Source organism: Aromatoleum toluolicum, assembly GCF_012911005.2.
GTDB lineage: Bacteria > Pseudomonadota > Gammaproteobacteria > Burkholderiales > Rhodocyclaceae > Aromatoleum > Aromatoleum toluolicum.
The window spans coordinates 63,993-79,499 of sequence record NZ_WTVS01000010.1 but is presented as its reverse complement, the minus strand read 5'-3'; the positions used below and the strand labels follow the sequence as shown (position 1 = coordinate 79,499).

General features: G+C 69.2%; 16 protein-coding genes. 13 read left to right on the top strand and 3 right to left on the bottom strand.

Annotated features, from left to right (window positions below):
- Positions 1 to 25: 25 nt before the first annotated feature.
- Both GPA27_RS06770 and mobB read left to right on the top strand, forming a co-directional pair.
- On the top strand, positions 26 to 1,414 hold the full coding sequence (locus GPA27_RS06770) for a sigma-54-dependent transcriptional regulator (protein ID WP_169138879.1): 1,389 nt from the start codon (positions 26 to 28) through the stop codon (positions 1,412 to 1,414).
- A gap of 34 nt (positions 1,415 to 1,448) precedes the next feature.
- Positions 1,449 to 1,967, top strand: a complete 519-nt coding sequence (gene mobB, locus GPA27_RS06765; RefSeq protein ID WP_169138823.1) for a molybdopterin-guanine dinucleotide biosynthesis protein B — start codon at positions 1,449 to 1,451, stop codon at positions 1,965 to 1,967.
- On the opposite strand, the gene GPA27_RS06760 is transcribed toward mobB, so the two are convergent.
- Genes GPA27_RS06760 through GPA27_RS06750 form a run of 3 tightly spaced genes read right to left on the bottom strand, consistent with a single transcriptional unit; the run spans position 1,933 to position 4,270 of the window.
- The gene (locus GPA27_RS06760; RefSeq protein WP_169138821.1) at positions 1,933 to 2,856 is read right to left on the bottom strand and encodes a substrate-binding domain-containing protein; all 924 of its coding nucleotides are present in this window, start codon (positions 2,854 to 2,856) and stop codon (positions 1,933 to 1,935) included. The two genes, mobB and GPA27_RS06760, sit on opposite strands and share 35 nt — an antisense overlap.
- Positions 2,853 to 3,437 carry a molybdenum cofactor guanylyltransferase MobA gene (gene mobA / locus GPA27_RS06755; protein ID WP_169138819.1) on the bottom strand — a complete coding sequence of 195 codons (585 nt, stop codon included), beginning with the start codon at positions 3,435 to 3,437 and terminating at the stop codon, positions 2,853 to 2,855. Before mobA ends, GPA27_RS06760 begins: the two co-directional genes overlap by 4 nt.
- Positions 3,434 to 4,270 carry a formate dehydrogenase accessory sulfurtransferase FdhD gene (locus GPA27_RS06750; RefSeq protein WP_169138817.1) on the bottom strand — a complete coding sequence of 279 codons (837 nt, stop codon included), beginning with the start codon at positions 4,268 to 4,270 and terminating at the stop codon, positions 3,434 to 3,436. The genes mobA and GPA27_RS06750 overlap by 4 nt, the downstream gene beginning before the upstream one ends.
- 117 nt (positions 4,271 to 4,387) lie before the next feature.
- Here GPA27_RS06750 and GPA27_RS06745 point away from each other — a divergent pair, with 117 nt between their 5' ends.
- From GPA27_RS06745 to GPA27_RS06695, 11 genes are all read left to right on the top strand, one after another.
- Complete coding sequence (locus tag GPA27_RS06745; protein WP_169138815.1) at positions 4,388 to 4,855, top strand: DUF3305 domain-containing protein; 468 nt, start codon at positions 4,388 to 4,390, stop codon at positions 4,853 to 4,855.
- On the top strand, positions 4,852 to 5,472 hold the full coding sequence (locus GPA27_RS06740; RefSeq protein ID WP_169138813.1) for a DUF3306 domain-containing protein: 621 nt from the start codon (positions 4,852 to 4,854) through the stop codon (positions 5,470 to 5,472). Before GPA27_RS06745 ends, GPA27_RS06740 begins: the two co-directional genes overlap by 4 nt.
- A gap of 165 nt (positions 5,473 to 5,637) precedes the next feature.
- Entirely contained in the window at positions 5,638 to 7,704 is a 2,067-nt protein-coding gene (locus GPA27_RS06735; protein WP_169138811.1) for a 4Fe-4S binding protein, read from the top strand.
- Complete coding sequence (locus GPA27_RS06730) at positions 7,701 to 8,345, top strand: TorD/DmsD family molecular chaperone (protein ID WP_169138809.1); 645 nt, start codon at positions 7,701 to 7,703, stop codon at positions 8,343 to 8,345. Before GPA27_RS06735 ends, GPA27_RS06730 begins: the two co-directional genes overlap by 4 nt.
- A 52-nt stretch (positions 8,346 to 8,397) precedes the next feature.
- A complete protein-coding gene (locus tag GPA27_RS06725; protein ID WP_169138807.1) occupies positions 8,398 to 8,604 on the top strand; it encodes a hypothetical protein in 207 nt (68 codons plus the stop codon).
- A gap of 14 nt (positions 8,605 to 8,618) precedes the next feature.
- Entirely contained in the window at positions 8,619 to 11,525 is a 2,907-nt protein-coding gene (locus GPA27_RS06720; protein ID WP_169138805.1) for a molybdopterin-dependent oxidoreductase, read from the top strand.
- 95 nt (positions 11,526 to 11,620) lie between these two features.
- Positions 11,621 to 12,226: a formate dehydrogenase FDH3 subunit beta gene (gene fdh3B, locus GPA27_RS06715; protein ID WP_169138803.1), complete on the top strand. Its 606-nt coding sequence runs from the start codon at positions 11,621 to 11,623 to the stop codon at positions 12,224 to 12,226.
- Entirely contained in the window at positions 12,223 to 12,447 is a 225-nt protein-coding gene (locus GPA27_RS06710) for a hypothetical protein (RefSeq protein ID WP_169138801.1), read from the top strand. Before fdh3B ends, GPA27_RS06710 begins: the two co-directional genes overlap by 4 nt.
- Before the next feature lie 10 nt (positions 12,448 to 12,457).
- Complete coding sequence (locus GPA27_RS06705) at positions 12,458 to 13,459, top strand: formate dehydrogenase subunit gamma (protein WP_169138799.1); 1,002 nt, start codon at positions 12,458 to 12,460, stop codon at positions 13,457 to 13,459.
- 151 nt (positions 13,460 to 13,610) lie between these two features.
- On the top strand, positions 13,611 to 14,111 hold the full coding sequence (gene tpx / locus GPA27_RS06700; RefSeq protein WP_169138797.1) for a thiol peroxidase: 501 nt from the start codon (positions 13,611 to 13,613) through the stop codon (positions 14,109 to 14,111).
- 133 nt (positions 14,112 to 14,244) lie between these two features.
- On the top strand, positions 14,245 to 15,495 hold the full coding sequence (locus GPA27_RS06695) for an HD-GYP domain-containing protein (protein ID WP_169138796.1): 1,251 nt from the start codon (positions 14,245 to 14,247) through the stop codon (positions 15,493 to 15,495).
- The last annotated feature ends 12 nt before the right edge of the window (positions 15,496 to 15,507 follow it).

The window sequence follows — 15,507 nt, the reverse complement described above, 5'->3', positions numbered from 1 at the left end:
AGCCACGCCCATGAAAAGGACAGCGATGCGGCACGAGCGCGAGGGGGGAGCAGCCGGGCCCGCCGGCACGCCGGAATTCAACTGGCAGGCGCATTCGGTCCTCATCGTCGATGACGAGGAAGGGATGCGCAGCTTTCTCGCGCGCGCGCTGAAACCGCGCTGCGGTCTCGTCGAGACGGCGCCGGATGCCGAGCATGCGATGCGCCTGATGGCGCGGCTGCACTTCGACCTGCTGATCCTCGACATCGCGCTGCCGGGCAAGTCCGGCCTCGACTGGCTGCACGAACTGCGCGAATCGGGCTTCGCCGGCGACGTGATCCTGATCACCGCCTTCGCCGATCTCGACACCGCGATCAACGCGCTGCGCGGCGGCGCGTCGGACTTCATCCTCAAGCCCTTCCGCGTCGACCAGATCCTCAACGCGATCAAGAACTGCTTCCAGCGCGCCCACCTCGCGCGCGAGAACTTCATCCTGCGGCGCGAACTCGCGGGCCTGGCGGCCGACGTCGAAGGCCTGGTCGGGCAATCGGCGGCGATGGAGAGCTTGCGCGCCGTGCTGCGCCGCGTCGCGCAGATGCCCAGCACCGTGCTGCTGCTCGGCGAATCGGGCACCGGCAAGGAAGTCGCCGCGCGCGCGCTGCATCGCATGAGTCCGCGCGCGCAGCGCCCCTTCGTGCCGGTGAACTGCCCGGCGATCGCGGCCGGGCTGATCGAGAGCGAACTCTTCGGCCACGTGAAGGGCGCGTTCACCGGCGCGACCGAGACGCGCAACGGGCTGTTCTATTATGCTCACGGCGGCACGCTGTTCCTCGACGAGATCAGCGAGCTGCCGCTCGCGCTGCAGACGCGCCTGCTGCGCGTGCTCGAGGAGCGCAAGCTGCGGCCGGTCGGCTCGGAACGCGAGGTGCCGGTGGATGTGCGCATCATCGCCGCGTCGAACCGCGATCTCGCCGCCGAGGTCGCCGCGGGGCGCTTCCGCCAGGACCTGTACTTCCGCCTCGCGGTGGTCGAGATCGTGAGCCCGCCGCTGCGCGAGCGCGCCGAGGACATCCCCGATCTGGTGCGCCACTTCATGCGGCAGCTGACCGCGCAGCTGGGCGTTCCGGCGCTGGCGCTGTCGAACACGCTGTTCGCGCGCCTCGAGGCCTATGGCTGGCCGGGCAATGTGCGCGAGCTGCGCAACTTCATCGAGCGCTCGCTGATCCTCGGCGGCTTCCCGGTGGAGGCGCTGGGGACACGCGGCGACGTGCTCGCGGGCGGCATGGACCTGCCGCTCGACGAGGTCGAGAAGCGCCACATCCTGCGCATGCTGGATGCGTGCGGCGGGAACAAGTCGGAGGCGGCACGGCGGCTGGGGGTGTCGCGCAAGACGCTGGAGCGCAAGTGCGCGGAGTGGGGCGAGTCGGTCGCGTGAGCGCGCGCCGACGCCCATGAGACAGGACAGAGCATTGAAAGTGATCGGATTCGCCGGATGGTCCGGCAGCGGCAAGACTTCGCTGATCGAGAAGGTCGTCGCGGTGCTGTGCGGGCGCGGCCTCGACGTGTCGCTGATCAAGCATGCGCATCACAGCTTCGACATCGACCACGAGGGCAAGGACTCGTGGCGCCACCGCAACGCCGGCTGCCGCGAGGTGCTGGTCAGCTCGGGGCGGCGCTGGTCGTTGATGCACGAGCTGCGCGGCGACCCCGAGCTGCCGCTGGAAGAACTGCTGCAGAAACTCTCGCCCTGTGACCTCGTGCTGGTCGAGGGCTTCAAGCGCGCGCCGATCCCCAAGATCGAGGTGCGCCGCACCGCGGTGCGCGAGGCGCCGTTCTACCTGCAGGACCCGCACATCGTCGCGGTCGCGACCGACGTCGCACTCGACACGGCGCTGCCGCAACTCGACATCAACGATCCGCAGGCGGTGGCGGATTTCGTCGTGGATTACGCGTTCAGGATGCAGCCAGCACCTGTCCCAGCGCCGTAAGTTCGTAGCCGCCCAGTTGCTGCGCGAGATCGCGGATCTCGGCGCTGCCGAGGCGCGCGAGCAGGCGCTGGAAGAGGTGGCGGAAGTAGATCTCCTTCGGCAGCGCGAGGTCGAGCGCTTCCCAGCCCAGCGGCAGGAAGTCGAGGCCGAATTCGCTCGCGGTCGCGCGCGTGCCGGGGGTGCAGTCGGCGGCGTCGCGCACGAGGAGTGCCGCGGCTTCGCGTTCGCCGGCGATCGTCGCGACGGCGCTGCAGTCTTCCGCGTGCAGGCCGCGCGCCTTGAGGGCCGAGGCGAGGAAGTGTGCGGCGCCGGAACCGGCTTCGCGCATCGCCCAGCGCACGTCGAAGGCGGCGAGCGTTTCGAGCTGGTCGATGCCCAGTCCGGGGCGCAGCAGCACGCCCTGCTCGCGCTGGCCGATGCGCACCAGCGTCCAGCGGGCGTGACCGGGATGGGCGCGCAGCAGCGTGGCGTGCAGGGTGGCGCTGTGCTGCGCGTCGCCCCAGTGCACGACGGAGATGTCGGCGCGGCGGCGGGCGAGCTGTTCGAGGCCGGGCAGAGTTGCGGTCGGGCTGTAGGCGACGAAGGCTTCGGCGCCGAGTTCGACGGCCAGTGTGCGCACCGCCGCGGCGAGCAAGGCGTCGTCGCCGCCGGCGATCAGCAGGCGGTCGATGAGCACGCCGCCGTGCGCCTGTTCGAGCAGCCAGTCGTCGAGCAGGCGGCGCGGAAAGAGCCACTTGCCGCCGACGCGCGCGGCCGGGACTTCGCCGCTGTTGGCGAGCTCGTACAGCTTCTTCTCGTTGAGGTGCAGGTAGGCCGCCGCCTGCTTCGCGGTGAGGCAGGGGCTCTGCGGCGCAAGGTGTTCGATGACTGGCGGCTCGGGTGCGCTCATCGTCCGACGTCGTCGAGCTCGTCGCGGGTGTTGATGTTGCGGAACGCGTCTTCCTCGTCGTCGAAGCGCACTTCGACGACCTTCAGCGTCGCATACCAGAAGTCGATCTTGCGGCCGCCGCCGGCGAGGAATTCGTCGAGGTGCGGCAGCACGTCGCGCCGGCACAGGCAGAACACCGGGTGCGGCTGGTCGAAGGTGCGCGCGACGGCGAGCTCGGCGCCGGCTTGCGCGAGGCCGCGATACAGGCGTGCGACGAGATCCGCCGGCAGGAAGGGCGAGTCGCAGGGCGCGGTCGCGACGAGCGGATGCTGCGCGCGCGACAGGGCCGCGTGCAGTCCGGCGAGCGGGCCGGCGAAGCCGCCGATGTCGTCGGGGAAGACGGGATGGCCGAAGGCGGCGTAGCGTTCGGCGTTCTGGTTGGCGTTGATGATCAGCTCGTCGACCTGCGGGCCGAAACGCTCGATCACGTGAGCCACCATCGGCCGCCCGCGCAGCTCGACAAGACCCTTGTCGACGCTGCCCATGCGCCGTCCCTGCCCGCCGGCGAGGATGACGCCGGTGATTTTTTCGCGCGTGCTCATCGCGTGAATCGCTCCTCGCCGGTGAATAGTAGGTAGTGCTTGCCCTGCGCGCGGCCGATCATCGTGAGGCCGATTCGGCGCGCGATCTCCCAGCCCATCTGCGTGAGGCCGGAGCGCGAGACGAGGAAGGGGATGCCCATCTGCGCGGTCTTGATGACCATCTCGGAGGTGAGCCGGCCGGTGGTGTAGAAGATCTTGTCGCCGCCGTCGAGTCCGTCCAGCCACATCTGCCCGGCGATGGCGTCCACGGCGTTGTGGCGGCCGACGTCCTCGACGAACATGAGGATGTCGCAGCCGTCCGCCGTGGGGCGTGCGAGCGCGCAGCCATGCACGGCGCCGGCCTGCTTGTAGATCGATTCGTGGTGGCGCACCGCGTCCATCAGCGCGTACAGCGTCGCCTGCGTGAGCGTGCGCTCGGCCGGCAGGCGGATCGCGTCGATCTCGTCCATCAGCCCGCCGAACACCGTGCCCTGGCCGCAGCCGGTGGTGACGGTGCGGCTGCCGAGGCGCTCGTCGGCGTCCACGAGACCGTTGCGCGTCTTCACTGCGACGGCATTGACCTCCCAGTCGACCTGCACCGCCTCGATGTCGTCGAGGCTCGCGACCAGGCGCTGGTTGCGCAGCCAGCCGATCGTCAGCGCCTCGGGCGCGGCGCCCAGCGTCATCAGCGTGACGATCTCGCGGCGGTCGACATAGATCGTCAGCGGAAACTCGCCGGCGATCTGCGTCGGCACCTGTTCGCCGTTCTCGTCGACGGCCGGGATCGTCACCGTCAGCGGGTGGCTCGCGTGGCTCAGCAGCGGACGGCGTGGCGTGGCGGGGGCTGGGGGCATGGAGGTGGACGGGTAGGTTCGAGGGGGTATTCTAGCCGCAGGCGCCGGCCGCGCGGTTCGCCCGCCGTGGCCGCATCGCCTATCCTATGAGAGACCGAGTCACCCGGAGTTCGCCGCATGGACCGCTTTCCCGTCGCCGTCATCATGGAGCGCCGCCGCCTGCAGAGCCGCTGGGCGGACGAGGCCTGGGAGGCCGTCGGCGTCGTGCCGGCCTTCGGCGACAACCCGGCGGCGACGCGTCAGCTGGTCGCCGAGACCGACCGCGACCAGTACCTCGTCGGCGGTTTTGCGCTGGAGCTGTTCCGCGACGAGGCGGACAACTACTTCCTCAACCTGAGCTCACCGGTGCCCAAGGTGTTCGTGATGTGGCGCAAGGAGGACGGCGTCGTGAAGCCGCTCGTCGTCACCGTGAGCTACGGCGAGGCGGCGCGCCTGCTCGACTCGGGCGAGCAGGTCGATGGGGTCGCGATGCCGCGCGAGATCGCCGACTGGGTCGGTGCGTTCGTGAACCTGCACTACAAGCCGGCACCGCGCAAGAAGGTGCGCCGCAACGACCCGCTGGCGCAGGACCGGGAGCAGTCGTGAGCCGGTTCCTCGAACGCTGGTCGCGGCTGAAGCGCGGCGACGCTGCCGCCGCCGAGCCCGTGGCCCCGGTGGTGCCGGCGACCCCGGCCGCGCAAGGCCGCGCCGCGCCCGCCGCGGCGCCGACCGCGGCGCCGACCGCGGACGCCGGATCCCCGGCTTCGCCCGCGGAGGCCGCGCTGCCGCCCATCGACAGCCTGGATCTCGCGGCGGACTTCAGCGCCTTCATGAAGAAGGAGGTCAGCGAGTCGCTGCGCCGCGCGGCGCTGCGCAAGCTCTTCAGCGATCCGCACTTCCACTTCGAGCGCATGGACAAGCTCGACATCTACATCGACGACTACTCGGGCAGCGATCCGATCCCGGCCGACATGCTGCAGAAGTTGGGCCAGTTCGAGATGCTGCTCAAGGAAGAGGATGCGCAGGAGAGCGCCGCGCAGCCTGCAGCTTCGCAGGCCGTGGGCGATGCCGATGCCGGTCAGTCGCCTGCCGCGGCGACGTCGGATGCGCAGGCGGCGGAGGGGGCGCCCGGCGCACCGTCGGCCGGAGCGACGCCGAGCAGGCACGGTGAAGCATCCGCGCAGCCCGGCAGCGGCGGCCCGACGCCCGCGGATCGCGCGTAGCAAATGCGACATTTTGGGGACGCTGCGACTTTTTGTCGCGGCTGACCCGGTTTCGGGCTTTTCTCTACGGTAAATCAGGGATTCCTGCGTCCTTTTACTACCATTTCACTGGTACGTCCTCTGCTTGGCCTGGTTCACCTCAATCAGCCAGGCAGACCATCCAAAGTGGAGAGACAGCTCAGGCTGTGCGACTGCAATCGCAGTTTCGCGGTCGATGAAAAAGCCCTCGCGGCGGGCAGCACGGTGCCGCTCAAAGTCCATCACGAACTGTGCCGGCGTGAGATCGGCGAGTTCGAGTCTGCGCTCGCGTGCGGCGACGTGCTCGTCGGCTGTACGCAGGAGGCTGCGCTGTTCGCCGAAGTGGCGGCGGAGCGGCCGATGATGCGCATCGATTTCTTCAACCTGCGCGAGAACGCCGGCTGGTCCGCCGAAGGCCAGGGCGCGACGCCCAAGATGGCGGCGCTGATCGCCGCGGCGATGCTGCCCGAGCCGGAGCCGGTCGCGGGCGTGACGCTCGCGGCGGGCAATCGCCTGCTGATCGTCGGCGAGGCGGGCGCGGCGCTGGGCTGGGCCGAGCGGCTGGCGGTGCGCTTCGGCGTGTCCGTGCTGCTCACCGGCACGAGCGGCGATGCCGAACTGCCGACCGAACGGCGCTATCCGGTGTGGTCCGGCGCGGGCGTGACGCTCTCCGGCCACCTCGGCGCCTTCGACGCCGTGTGGTCGCAGCACAACCCCATCGACCTCGACCTGTGCGTGCGCTGCAACGCCTGCATCCGCGCCTGTCCCGAGGGCGCGATCGGCTGGGACTACCAGGTCGACGCGGCGCGCTGCCGCTCGCACCGCGCGTGCGTGAGCGCCTGCGGCACGGTCGGCGCGATCGATTTTGCGCGCACCGACACGCGCCGCGAAGGGCGCTTCGACCTCGTGCTGGACCTCTCGCCCGACCCGCTCATCCAGCGCGTCTCGCCGCCGCAGGGCTACGCCGCGCCGGGGCGCGACCCGCTCGACCAGGCGCTCGCGGCGCAGGCGCTGGGCGATCTCATTGGCGAATTCGAGAAGCCGCGCTACGTCGCGCTCGACCCCAAGCTGTGCGCGCACAGCCGCTCGCGCAAGATCGGCTGCACGGCCTGCATCGAGTCCTGTTCGGCCGAGGCGATCACGTCGGCGGGCGACACGGTACGCGTCGATCCTTACCTGTGCCAGGGCTGCGGCACCTGTTCCACGGTGTGTCCGACGGGTGCGCTCGCGTCGCAGTATCCGCGCGTCGAGGACCTCGGCCTGCGCGTGAAGACGGTGCTGACGCGCTATAGGGAGTACGGCGACGCCGGCGGCGAGGCGCCCGCGCTGCTGTTCCATTCGGCGGAGGCCGGTCGCGCGCTGATCGAGCGGCTCGCGCGCCGCGGCAAGGGGCTACCGGCGCGCGTGATTCCGCTCGAAACCTGGAGCGCCGACGCGGTGGGCCTCGACCTGATGCTCGGCAGTCTCGCGCTCGGCGCCTGCCAGGTCGCCGTGCTCGCGGCCGGCACGCACGACGCGGCGCCGCTGCGCGCGCAGGCCGCGCATGCGCAGGCGATCCTCTCCGGCCTCGGCTACGGCGGCGAGCACGTCCGCGTGATCGACGCCGGCGACTGGCCCGAACTCGAATCCGCGCTGTGGGACTGGACGCCCGCGCAGGGCGTGAGCCGCCCGGCGACTTTCCGCCTCGTGGCGCGCAAGCGCGACACGCTGGACCTCGCGTTGCGCCACCTGCACGCGCTGGCACCCGTGCCGGTCGTTGAAATCGCGCTGCGGGCCGGCGCCCCCTTCGGCGCCGTCGCGGTCAGCGATGCCTGCACGCTGTGCATGGCCTGCGTCGGCACCTGTCCGACCGGGGCCTTGAGTGCCGCGACGGACGCGATGCGCCTCGGCTTTCTCGAGAAGAGCTGCGTGCAGTGCGGACTATGCGCGAACGCCTGTCCCGAGAACGCCATCGCGCTCACGCCGCGCCTGCTGCTCGACGACGCGGCGCGCCGCGTGGTGCCGCTGAAGGAGGCCGAGATCTTCCATTGCGTGCGCTGCGGCGCGGCGATGGGCGCGAAGCCGATCATCGACACGATGCTTGCGCGCCTTGCCGGCCACTCGATGTTCGCCGCCGAGGCGCAGCGCAGGCGCCTGCAGATGTGCGCCGATTGCCGCGTGATCGACCTGATGGAAAACGAGAACGGCACCAAAGCCTGGGACATGACCGAATGAACGCCCCTGCCACGATCTTCCAGCCGCAGCAGCCGGCGCCCGACGACGTACCGGTGCTCAGCGACGAGGACCGCGCGCGCGCGCACCACTATGCGCTGCTGGGCAATCTCTTCTTCGCCGCGCCGGAGGCCCCGCTGCTCGGCGCGCTGGTCGCCTCGGCGCGCGTGCTCGGCACGGGCGACACGCCGTTCGCGGCCGCCTGGACGGGGCTCGGCGAGATCGCCGCGGGCAGCGACGCGGCCGCCGTGCATGCCGAATACGACGCCCTGTTCTACGGCATCGGGCGGCCCGACGTGATGCTCTTCGGGTCCTTCTACCTCGCGGGCTTCCTGATGGAGGAGCCGCTCGCCGAGCTGCGCGACGATCTCGCCGAACTCGGCCTCGCGCGCCGTCCCGGCGTCGCCGAGACCGAGGACCACATCGCCGCGCTCGCCGAGGTCATGCGCCACCTCGTGCTCACCGGCCCCGACGAGGCCGGCCTCGCGCGGCAGCGCCGCTTTTTCATCCGTCACCTGCAGCCCTGGTACGTGCGCCTCGCCGACGCCCTCGCCGCGGCGCCGCAGGCACGGTTCTATGCCCGCGCCGGTGCACTGATGCGGGCGTTTTTCGACATCGAGAGCGAAGCTTTCGCAATGGAGTAGGTCGCCTCCGGTCCGCTGGGCCGGCCGAGCGATCCGATACGGGAGAAGGACCATGGAAGACAAGAAATCCGGCCTGCAGCGCCGTCATTTCCTGCTGACCCTCGGCGCCGGCGGCGCCGCTGCCGCAGCGGCCGTCGCGACGGTTGCCGGCAAGCCGGCCGCGGTCGCCGCCCCGCTCGCGCAGGCGGCGGGCGACACCGGGGCGGAGCGCGGCGTCAGCGAGCACGCGCGCAACTACTACCGCACTGCGCGCATCTAGGCGGGGGACAGGCGATGCTTACGAGGAAATCCACCCAGGCGACGGGCGCCGCCCGTCAGCTGCGCAGCTCGGCGGCACGGCACTTCGGCCAGACCATGGACCGGCGCACCTTCCTCAAGCGCTCGGGCCTCGGCGTGGGCGCCGGCGCGCTGGCCGCGCAGCTGCCCTACAACCTGATCGGCAGCGCCGACGCGGCGAGCCCCGAAGCGGCGGGCGCGGCCGGCGACACGAGCGTGCGGCGCACCGTGTGCACGCACTGCTCGGTCGGCTGCGCGATCGACGCCGTGGTCAAGAACGGCGTGTGGATCCGCCAGGAGCCGGTGTTCGACTCGCCGATCAACCTCGGCGCGCACTGCGCCAAGGGCGCCTCGATCCGCGAGCACGGCCACGGCGAGCACCGCCTGAAATACCCGATGAAGCTCGTCGACGGCAAGTACCAGAAGATCACGTGGGACCAGGCGATCCAGGAAGTCGGCGACCGCCTGCTGAAGATCCGCACGGAGTCCGGCCCGGATGCCGTGTACTGGATCGGCTCGTCGAAGCACAGCAACGAGCAGGCCTATCTGCTGCGCAAGTTCGTGTCCTTCTTCGGCACGAACAACATGGACCACCAGGCGCGCATCTGCCACTCGACCACCGTCGCCGGCGTCGCCAACACCTGGGGTTACGGCGCGATGACGAACTCCTACAACGACATGCAGAACGCGAAGGCGATGCTGTTCATCGGCTCCAACGCGGCCGAGGCGCATCCGGTGTCGCTGCTGCACATCCTGCACGCCAAGGAGAACGGCGCGAAGATGGTCGTCGTCGATCCGCGCTTCACGCGCACCGCGGCGAAGGCCGACTACTACGTGCGCATCCGCTCGGGCACCGACATCTCCTTCATCTGGGGCATGCTGTACCACATTTTCCAGAACGGCTGGGAGGATCAGGAATACATCCGCCAGCGCGTGTACGGCCTCGACAAGGTGCGCGAGGAAGTCGCGAAGTGGACGCCGGACAAGGTGCAGGAAGTCACCGGCATTCCCGAGGAGCAGGTGCGTACGGTCGCCGAGACGCTGGCGAAGAACCGCCCCTCGACGGTCGTGTGGTGCATGGGCCAGACCCAGCACACCGTCGGCAACGCCAACGTGCGCGCGATGTGCATCCTGCAGCTGGTGCTCGGCAACGTCGGCGTCGCGGGCGGCGGAACGAACATCTTCCGCGGCCACGACAACGTGCAGGGCGCGACCGACGTCGGCCCCAACCCCGACTCGCTGCCCGGCTACTACGGCCTCGCCGCGGGCTCGTGGAAGCACTGGTGCAAGGTGTGGGGCGTCGATTACGAGTGGGTCAAGGCGCGCTACGCGTCGGAAGACCTGATGACCAAATCCGGCATCACGGTGTCGCGCTGGATCGACGGCGTGCTTGAGAACCCGGACGCGATCGACCAGCCCGGCGGCAACCTGCGCGCGGTGGTCTACTGGGGCCACGCGCCGAACTCGCAGACGCGCGGCGCCGAAATGGTCGAGGCGATGAAGAAGCTCGACACGCTGGTCGTCATCGACCCCTACCCGTCGGCCACCGCGTCGATGGCGGCGATGGTCAGGAAGGACGGCGTGTATCTGCTGCCGGCGTGCACGCAGTTCGAGACCTCCGGCTCGGCTACCGCGTCGAACCGTTCGCTGCAGTGGCGCGAGAAGGTCATCGAGCCGCTGTTCGAGTCCAAGCCCGACCACACCATCATGTACGCCTTCGCGAAGAAGTTCGGCTTCGCCGACGAGCTGGTGAAGAACATCCCGCTGGTGAAGGACAAGCAGGGCTGGGAAGAGCCGGTACCCGAGGACATCCTGCGCGAGATTAACCGCGGCACCTTCACGATCGGCTACAGCGGCCAGTCGCCCGAGCGGCTGAAGCTGCACATGCAGAACATGGCGACCTTTGACGTGAAGACGCTGCGCGCCAACGGCGGCCCGTGCGACGGCGAATACTTCGGCCTGCCCTGGCCGTGCTACGGCACGCCGGAACTCAAGCACCCCGGCACGCCCAACCTGTACGACACGTCGAAGCACGTGATGGACGGCGGCGGCAACTTCCGCGCCAACTTCGGCGTCGAGCGCGACGGCGTGTCGCTGCTCGCCGAGGAAGGCTCCGCCTCCAAGGGCGCCGAGCTGCAGATGGGCTATCCCGAGTTCGACGACGTGCTGCTGAAGAAGCTCGGCTGGTGGGACGAGCTCACCGACGCCGAGAAGGCCGCCGCCGAAGGCAAGAACTGGAAGACCGACCTCTCGGGCGGCATCATCCGTGTCGCGATGAAGAACCACGGCATGCACCCCTTCGGCAACGCCAAGGCGCGCGCGCTGGTGTGGAACTTCCCCGATCCGGTGCCGCTGCACCGCGAGCCGATCTACTCGCCGCGCCCGGATCTGGTCGAGAAGTACCCCACGCACGACGACAAGATGAAGTTCTGGCGCCTGCCGACGCTGTACAAGTCGCTGCAGGAGAAGGTCAAGGACATCTCGAAGGACTACCCGTTGATCATGACCTCGGGGCGTCTCGTCGAGTACGAGGGTGGTGGCGAGGAAACGCGTTCCAACCCTTGGCTCGCCGAGCTGCAGCAGGAGATGTTCGCCGAGGTAAACCCCAAGGACGCCAACGACGCCGGCTTCCGCAACGGCGACTACATCTGGGTCGAATCGCCGACCAAGGCCAAGCTGAAAGTGCGCGCCCAGGTCACGCAGCGCGTTGCGCCGGGCACGGTGTTCCTGCCCTTCCACTTCTCCGGCTGGTGGCAGGGCGAGGACATGCTGAAGTTCTACCCCGAGGGGGCGGCCCCGATCGTGCGCGGCGAGGCGGTCAATACCGCGACGACCTACGGCTACGACTCGGTGACGATGATGCAGGAAACCAAGACCACCCTGTGCCGCGTATCCAAGGCATAGATGACGACCCCCACGCTCACTTTGTTCGCTGCCCCCCAAGGGGGCTGCGGCCGTCCTTGGGGCGGCCCGGCGGAAGGCCTAGGAGGAATAATTAGATGGCACGCATGAAATTCCTGTGTGACGCCGAGCGCTGCATCGAGTGCAACGGCTGCGTCACCGCCTGCAAGAACGAGCACGAGGTGCCGTGGGGCGTGAATCGCCGGCGCGTCGTCACGATCAACGACGGGGTGCCGGGCGAGCGCTCGATGTCGGTCGCCTGCATGCACTGTTCGGACGCGCCGTGCATCGCGGTGTGCCCGACCAACGTGATCTACCAGACCGAGGAAGGCGTCGTCCTGCACGACAAGGACGGCTGCATCGGCTGCGGCTACTGCTTCTACGCCTGTCCCTTCGGTGCGCCGCAGTTCCCCAACGGCCCGGCGGCCTTCGGCGCGCGCGGCAAGATGGACAAATGCACCTTCTGCGCCGGCGGGCCCGAGGAGAACGGCTCGCAGGCCGAGTTCGACAAGTACGGCCGCAACCGGCTGGCCGAAGGCAAGCTGCCGCTGTGCGCCGAGATGTGCTCGACCAAGGCGCTGCTCGCGGGCGACGCGACCGAACTCTCGGACATCTTCCGCGACCGCGTCCTGCGCCGTGGCAAGGGTGTCGAGGCCTGGGGATGGATGACCGCCTACGGCAAGGACAAGGAGGAGGCGAAATGACAACGCGCATTCCGTACGTGATCGCTGCCGCGCTCGCGGCCGCCTTCCTCGCCGGCTGCAGCGAGCAGCCGCAGGTCGGCAAGTTCGAGCAGGGCAAGTATGCCGGCAAGGCCGACACGCGGCCGTGGGAGGGCGGAACGTTCAAGGGCGACAAGGGCGCCTGGGAGCAGGCCCAGCGCAACCGCGTCCGCGCGCAGAATGAATACAAGCGTGTCGAATGAGGAGGCGGCCATGAGCACAATCCTCGGACGGCGCAGCGGCTTCGGGCTGCTGGCGCTGGTGGCATGGCTGTTCATGCTGGGCAGCGGGTCGGTGCTGGCGCAGGCCGCTCCGGCCGCCGCGCAGGTCGAGCGCCAGCAGGCGCAGCCGCTCAACAACGCACCGGTGTGGCGCGAGGTGCGCTCGGGCGAGGCGCACTTCACCACCGTGCGCGGCCCCGAAACCGGCGTGCTGATCCAGACCGAAGGCCAGGCGTGGCGCCAGTGGCGCAACGGCCCGATCACGTTCTGGGGCGGCGTCCTGCTGCTGGTCGTGCCCACCGCGATCGGGCTGTTCTTCGCGGTGAAGGGCGCGGTGAAGCTGCACGGCGCGCCGACCGGGCGCAGGATGCAGCGCTTCAGCACCTTCGAGCGCGTCGTGCACTGGGGCACCGCGATCAGCTTCGTCGTGCTCGGGATCACCGGCGTGCTGATCCTGTTCGGCAAGCACTTCATCGAGCCGGTGTTCGGCAATGCGGTGCTCGGCGGATTGTTGTGGGCGGGCAAGACCGTGCACAACTACATCGGCCCGGTGTTCGGTGTGTTCACGCTGCTGATGATCGTCGCCTTCCTGCGCGACAACGTGTGGCAGGCGGTCGACAGCGTGTGGATCCGCAAGGCCGGCGGCATCGCCAGCGGCGAGCACGTGCCTTCGGGGCGCTTCAACTTCGGCGAGAAGACCTGGTTCTGGATCGGCGTGACCTTCCTCGGCCTGATCGTCGCCGGCTCCGGCCTCGTGATGGACTTCCCCAACTTCGGCCAGACGCGCGCGACCATGCAGCTCGCGAACATCGTCCACGGCGTCGGCGCGATCGTCCTGATCGCCCTGTCGCTGGGCCATATCTACATGGGCACGATAGGCGTCGAAGGTGCCTACCAGTCGATGAAGACTGGCTACGTCGACGAGACCTGGGCCAGGGAGCACCACGAGTTCTGGTACGACGAAGTCAAGGCCGGCCGCTCGGGCCGTCCCTGAGCCGCGGCATGCGGGAGGTGTGCCCCCCGGCCGCCTCCCGCGAAGACCCCTCCGTCCGCGCGGTTCCCCTGCGCGGAATTCCCGACTAGACTGATCCGATAAGCCCGGCGCCCGCCGCCGGCCCCGACATCTCAACGGAGGAGACGTACCTATGAGCACCGTGACCCTGGGTGGCAACCCGATCGAAGTCGCCGGCAAATTCCTGCAGAAGGGCGACAGCGCCCCGCCGCTGTCGCTGGTCGGCGCAGACCTCAAGGACGTGACGCTCGCCGACTACGCCGGCAAGCGCAAGGTCCTCAACATCGTCCCCAGTCTCGATACCCCGACTTGCGCGACCTCGACGCGCAAGTTCAACGCCGAAGCCGGCAAGCTCGACAACACCGTCGTGCTGATCGTCTCCGCCGACCTGCCCTTCGCGTCGAAGCGCTTCTGCGTCGCCGAAGGGCTGGAGAACGTCGTCACGCTGTCGACCATGCGCGGGCGCAACTTCATGAAGGACTACGGCGTCGAGATCGCCTCCGGCCCGCTAGCGGGCGTCACCGCGCGTGCCGTCGTCGTGCTCGATGCCGACAACAAGGTGCTGCACTCGCAGCTCGTCGGCGAGATCAAGGACGAACCCGACTACGCGGCGGCGCTCGCTGCGCTGAAGTAGGCACCCCGCGAAACCCATTTGTAAAAATGGGTTTATCATGCGGGCAAGGTGCGCGGCCGGCTTCCGGCCGCCGCCGCCCCGCATCCGGCTGGCGGTAGCAGCCGCTCACCCATCCCTCACCCGTTCTGAAGAGATGCCGGACTCACTGCCGAAAGTCGGCGTCGAACAACTGCAGGTGGGCATGTTCGTGTCGCTGGATCTGCCTTGGCTTGACCATCCGTTCATGGTCAATTCCTTCCGCATCACCAGCGAGAAGCAGCTCGCGACGCTACGCGAGCTGGGCCTGCGCAAGATCGCGTACGATCCGGCACGCTCGGAAGCGGATCCGTTGCCGCCCGGCGGCGAGGTCCCGTCCGCCCCGCCGCCCGCGCCCGAAGCCGAGGACCAGGCGCAGATCGAAGCCAAGCGCCGCCGCGCCGCGCGCATGCTCGAACACCGCGACCGCATCCAGAGCTGCGAGAAGGCCTACGGCACCTGTGTGGACTCGACCCGCAACCTCCTCGCCGACCTGCTGCGCGATCCCGCCGGCGCGACTGCGCAGGCTGGGGTGATGGTCGGCGAACTCGCGTCCACCTTCCTCGAGGATGCCGGTGCGACCGTGATGCTGGTCGCCTCGCGCAAGCGCGACGACGCCACGCACCAGCATTCGCTCAACGTCATGATCCTGACGATGATCCTCGCGAAGGGGCTGGGCCTCAAGCGCGAAGTCTTCGAAGCGGCGGGCATGGGTGCGCTGCTGCACGACATCGGCGCCAGCCGCATCAGCCCCATCGTGCTGCGCGCAAAGGAGCGCAGCCGTCCGGAGGAATCGCTGTACCGCCTGCACGGCGAATACGGCCTGCAGATCGTCGGCAAGCACGTCTCCGTGCCGGTGCGCGCGATCATCCGCGACCACCATGAAAGCGTAGACGGCAGCGGCTTTCCGGCCGGGCGCAAGGGCCCGGACATCAACCCGCTCGCGCGCATGGTCGCGATCGCCAACCGCTACGACAACCTGTGCAACCCGCCCTCGCTCGCCGAGGCCCTGACGCCGGCCGAAGCCCTGTCACACATGTACGCGCGCGAATCGGCGCACTTCGACGCCTTGATGCTGTCGGCCTTCATCAAGGAGCTGGGCGTGTACCCGCCAGGCTCCTTCGTGCGCCTGTCGACCGGCTCGATCGCGATCGTTGTGGCAGTCACGCCGGGCAACACGCTCAAGCCGACCGTGCTGGTGTATGAACCGGGTGTGCCGCGCCGCGATGCGCTGGTGCTGAGCCTCGTCGACTCCGACGAGGTCACCATCGATTCGGTGCTCAAGCCACGCGCGCTGCCGCGCCCGGTCGTCGAATACCTCAACCCGCGCATGAACCTCGCGTACTTCGCGCAGCGCGCGCACGGCTGACCCAGCGCCTCG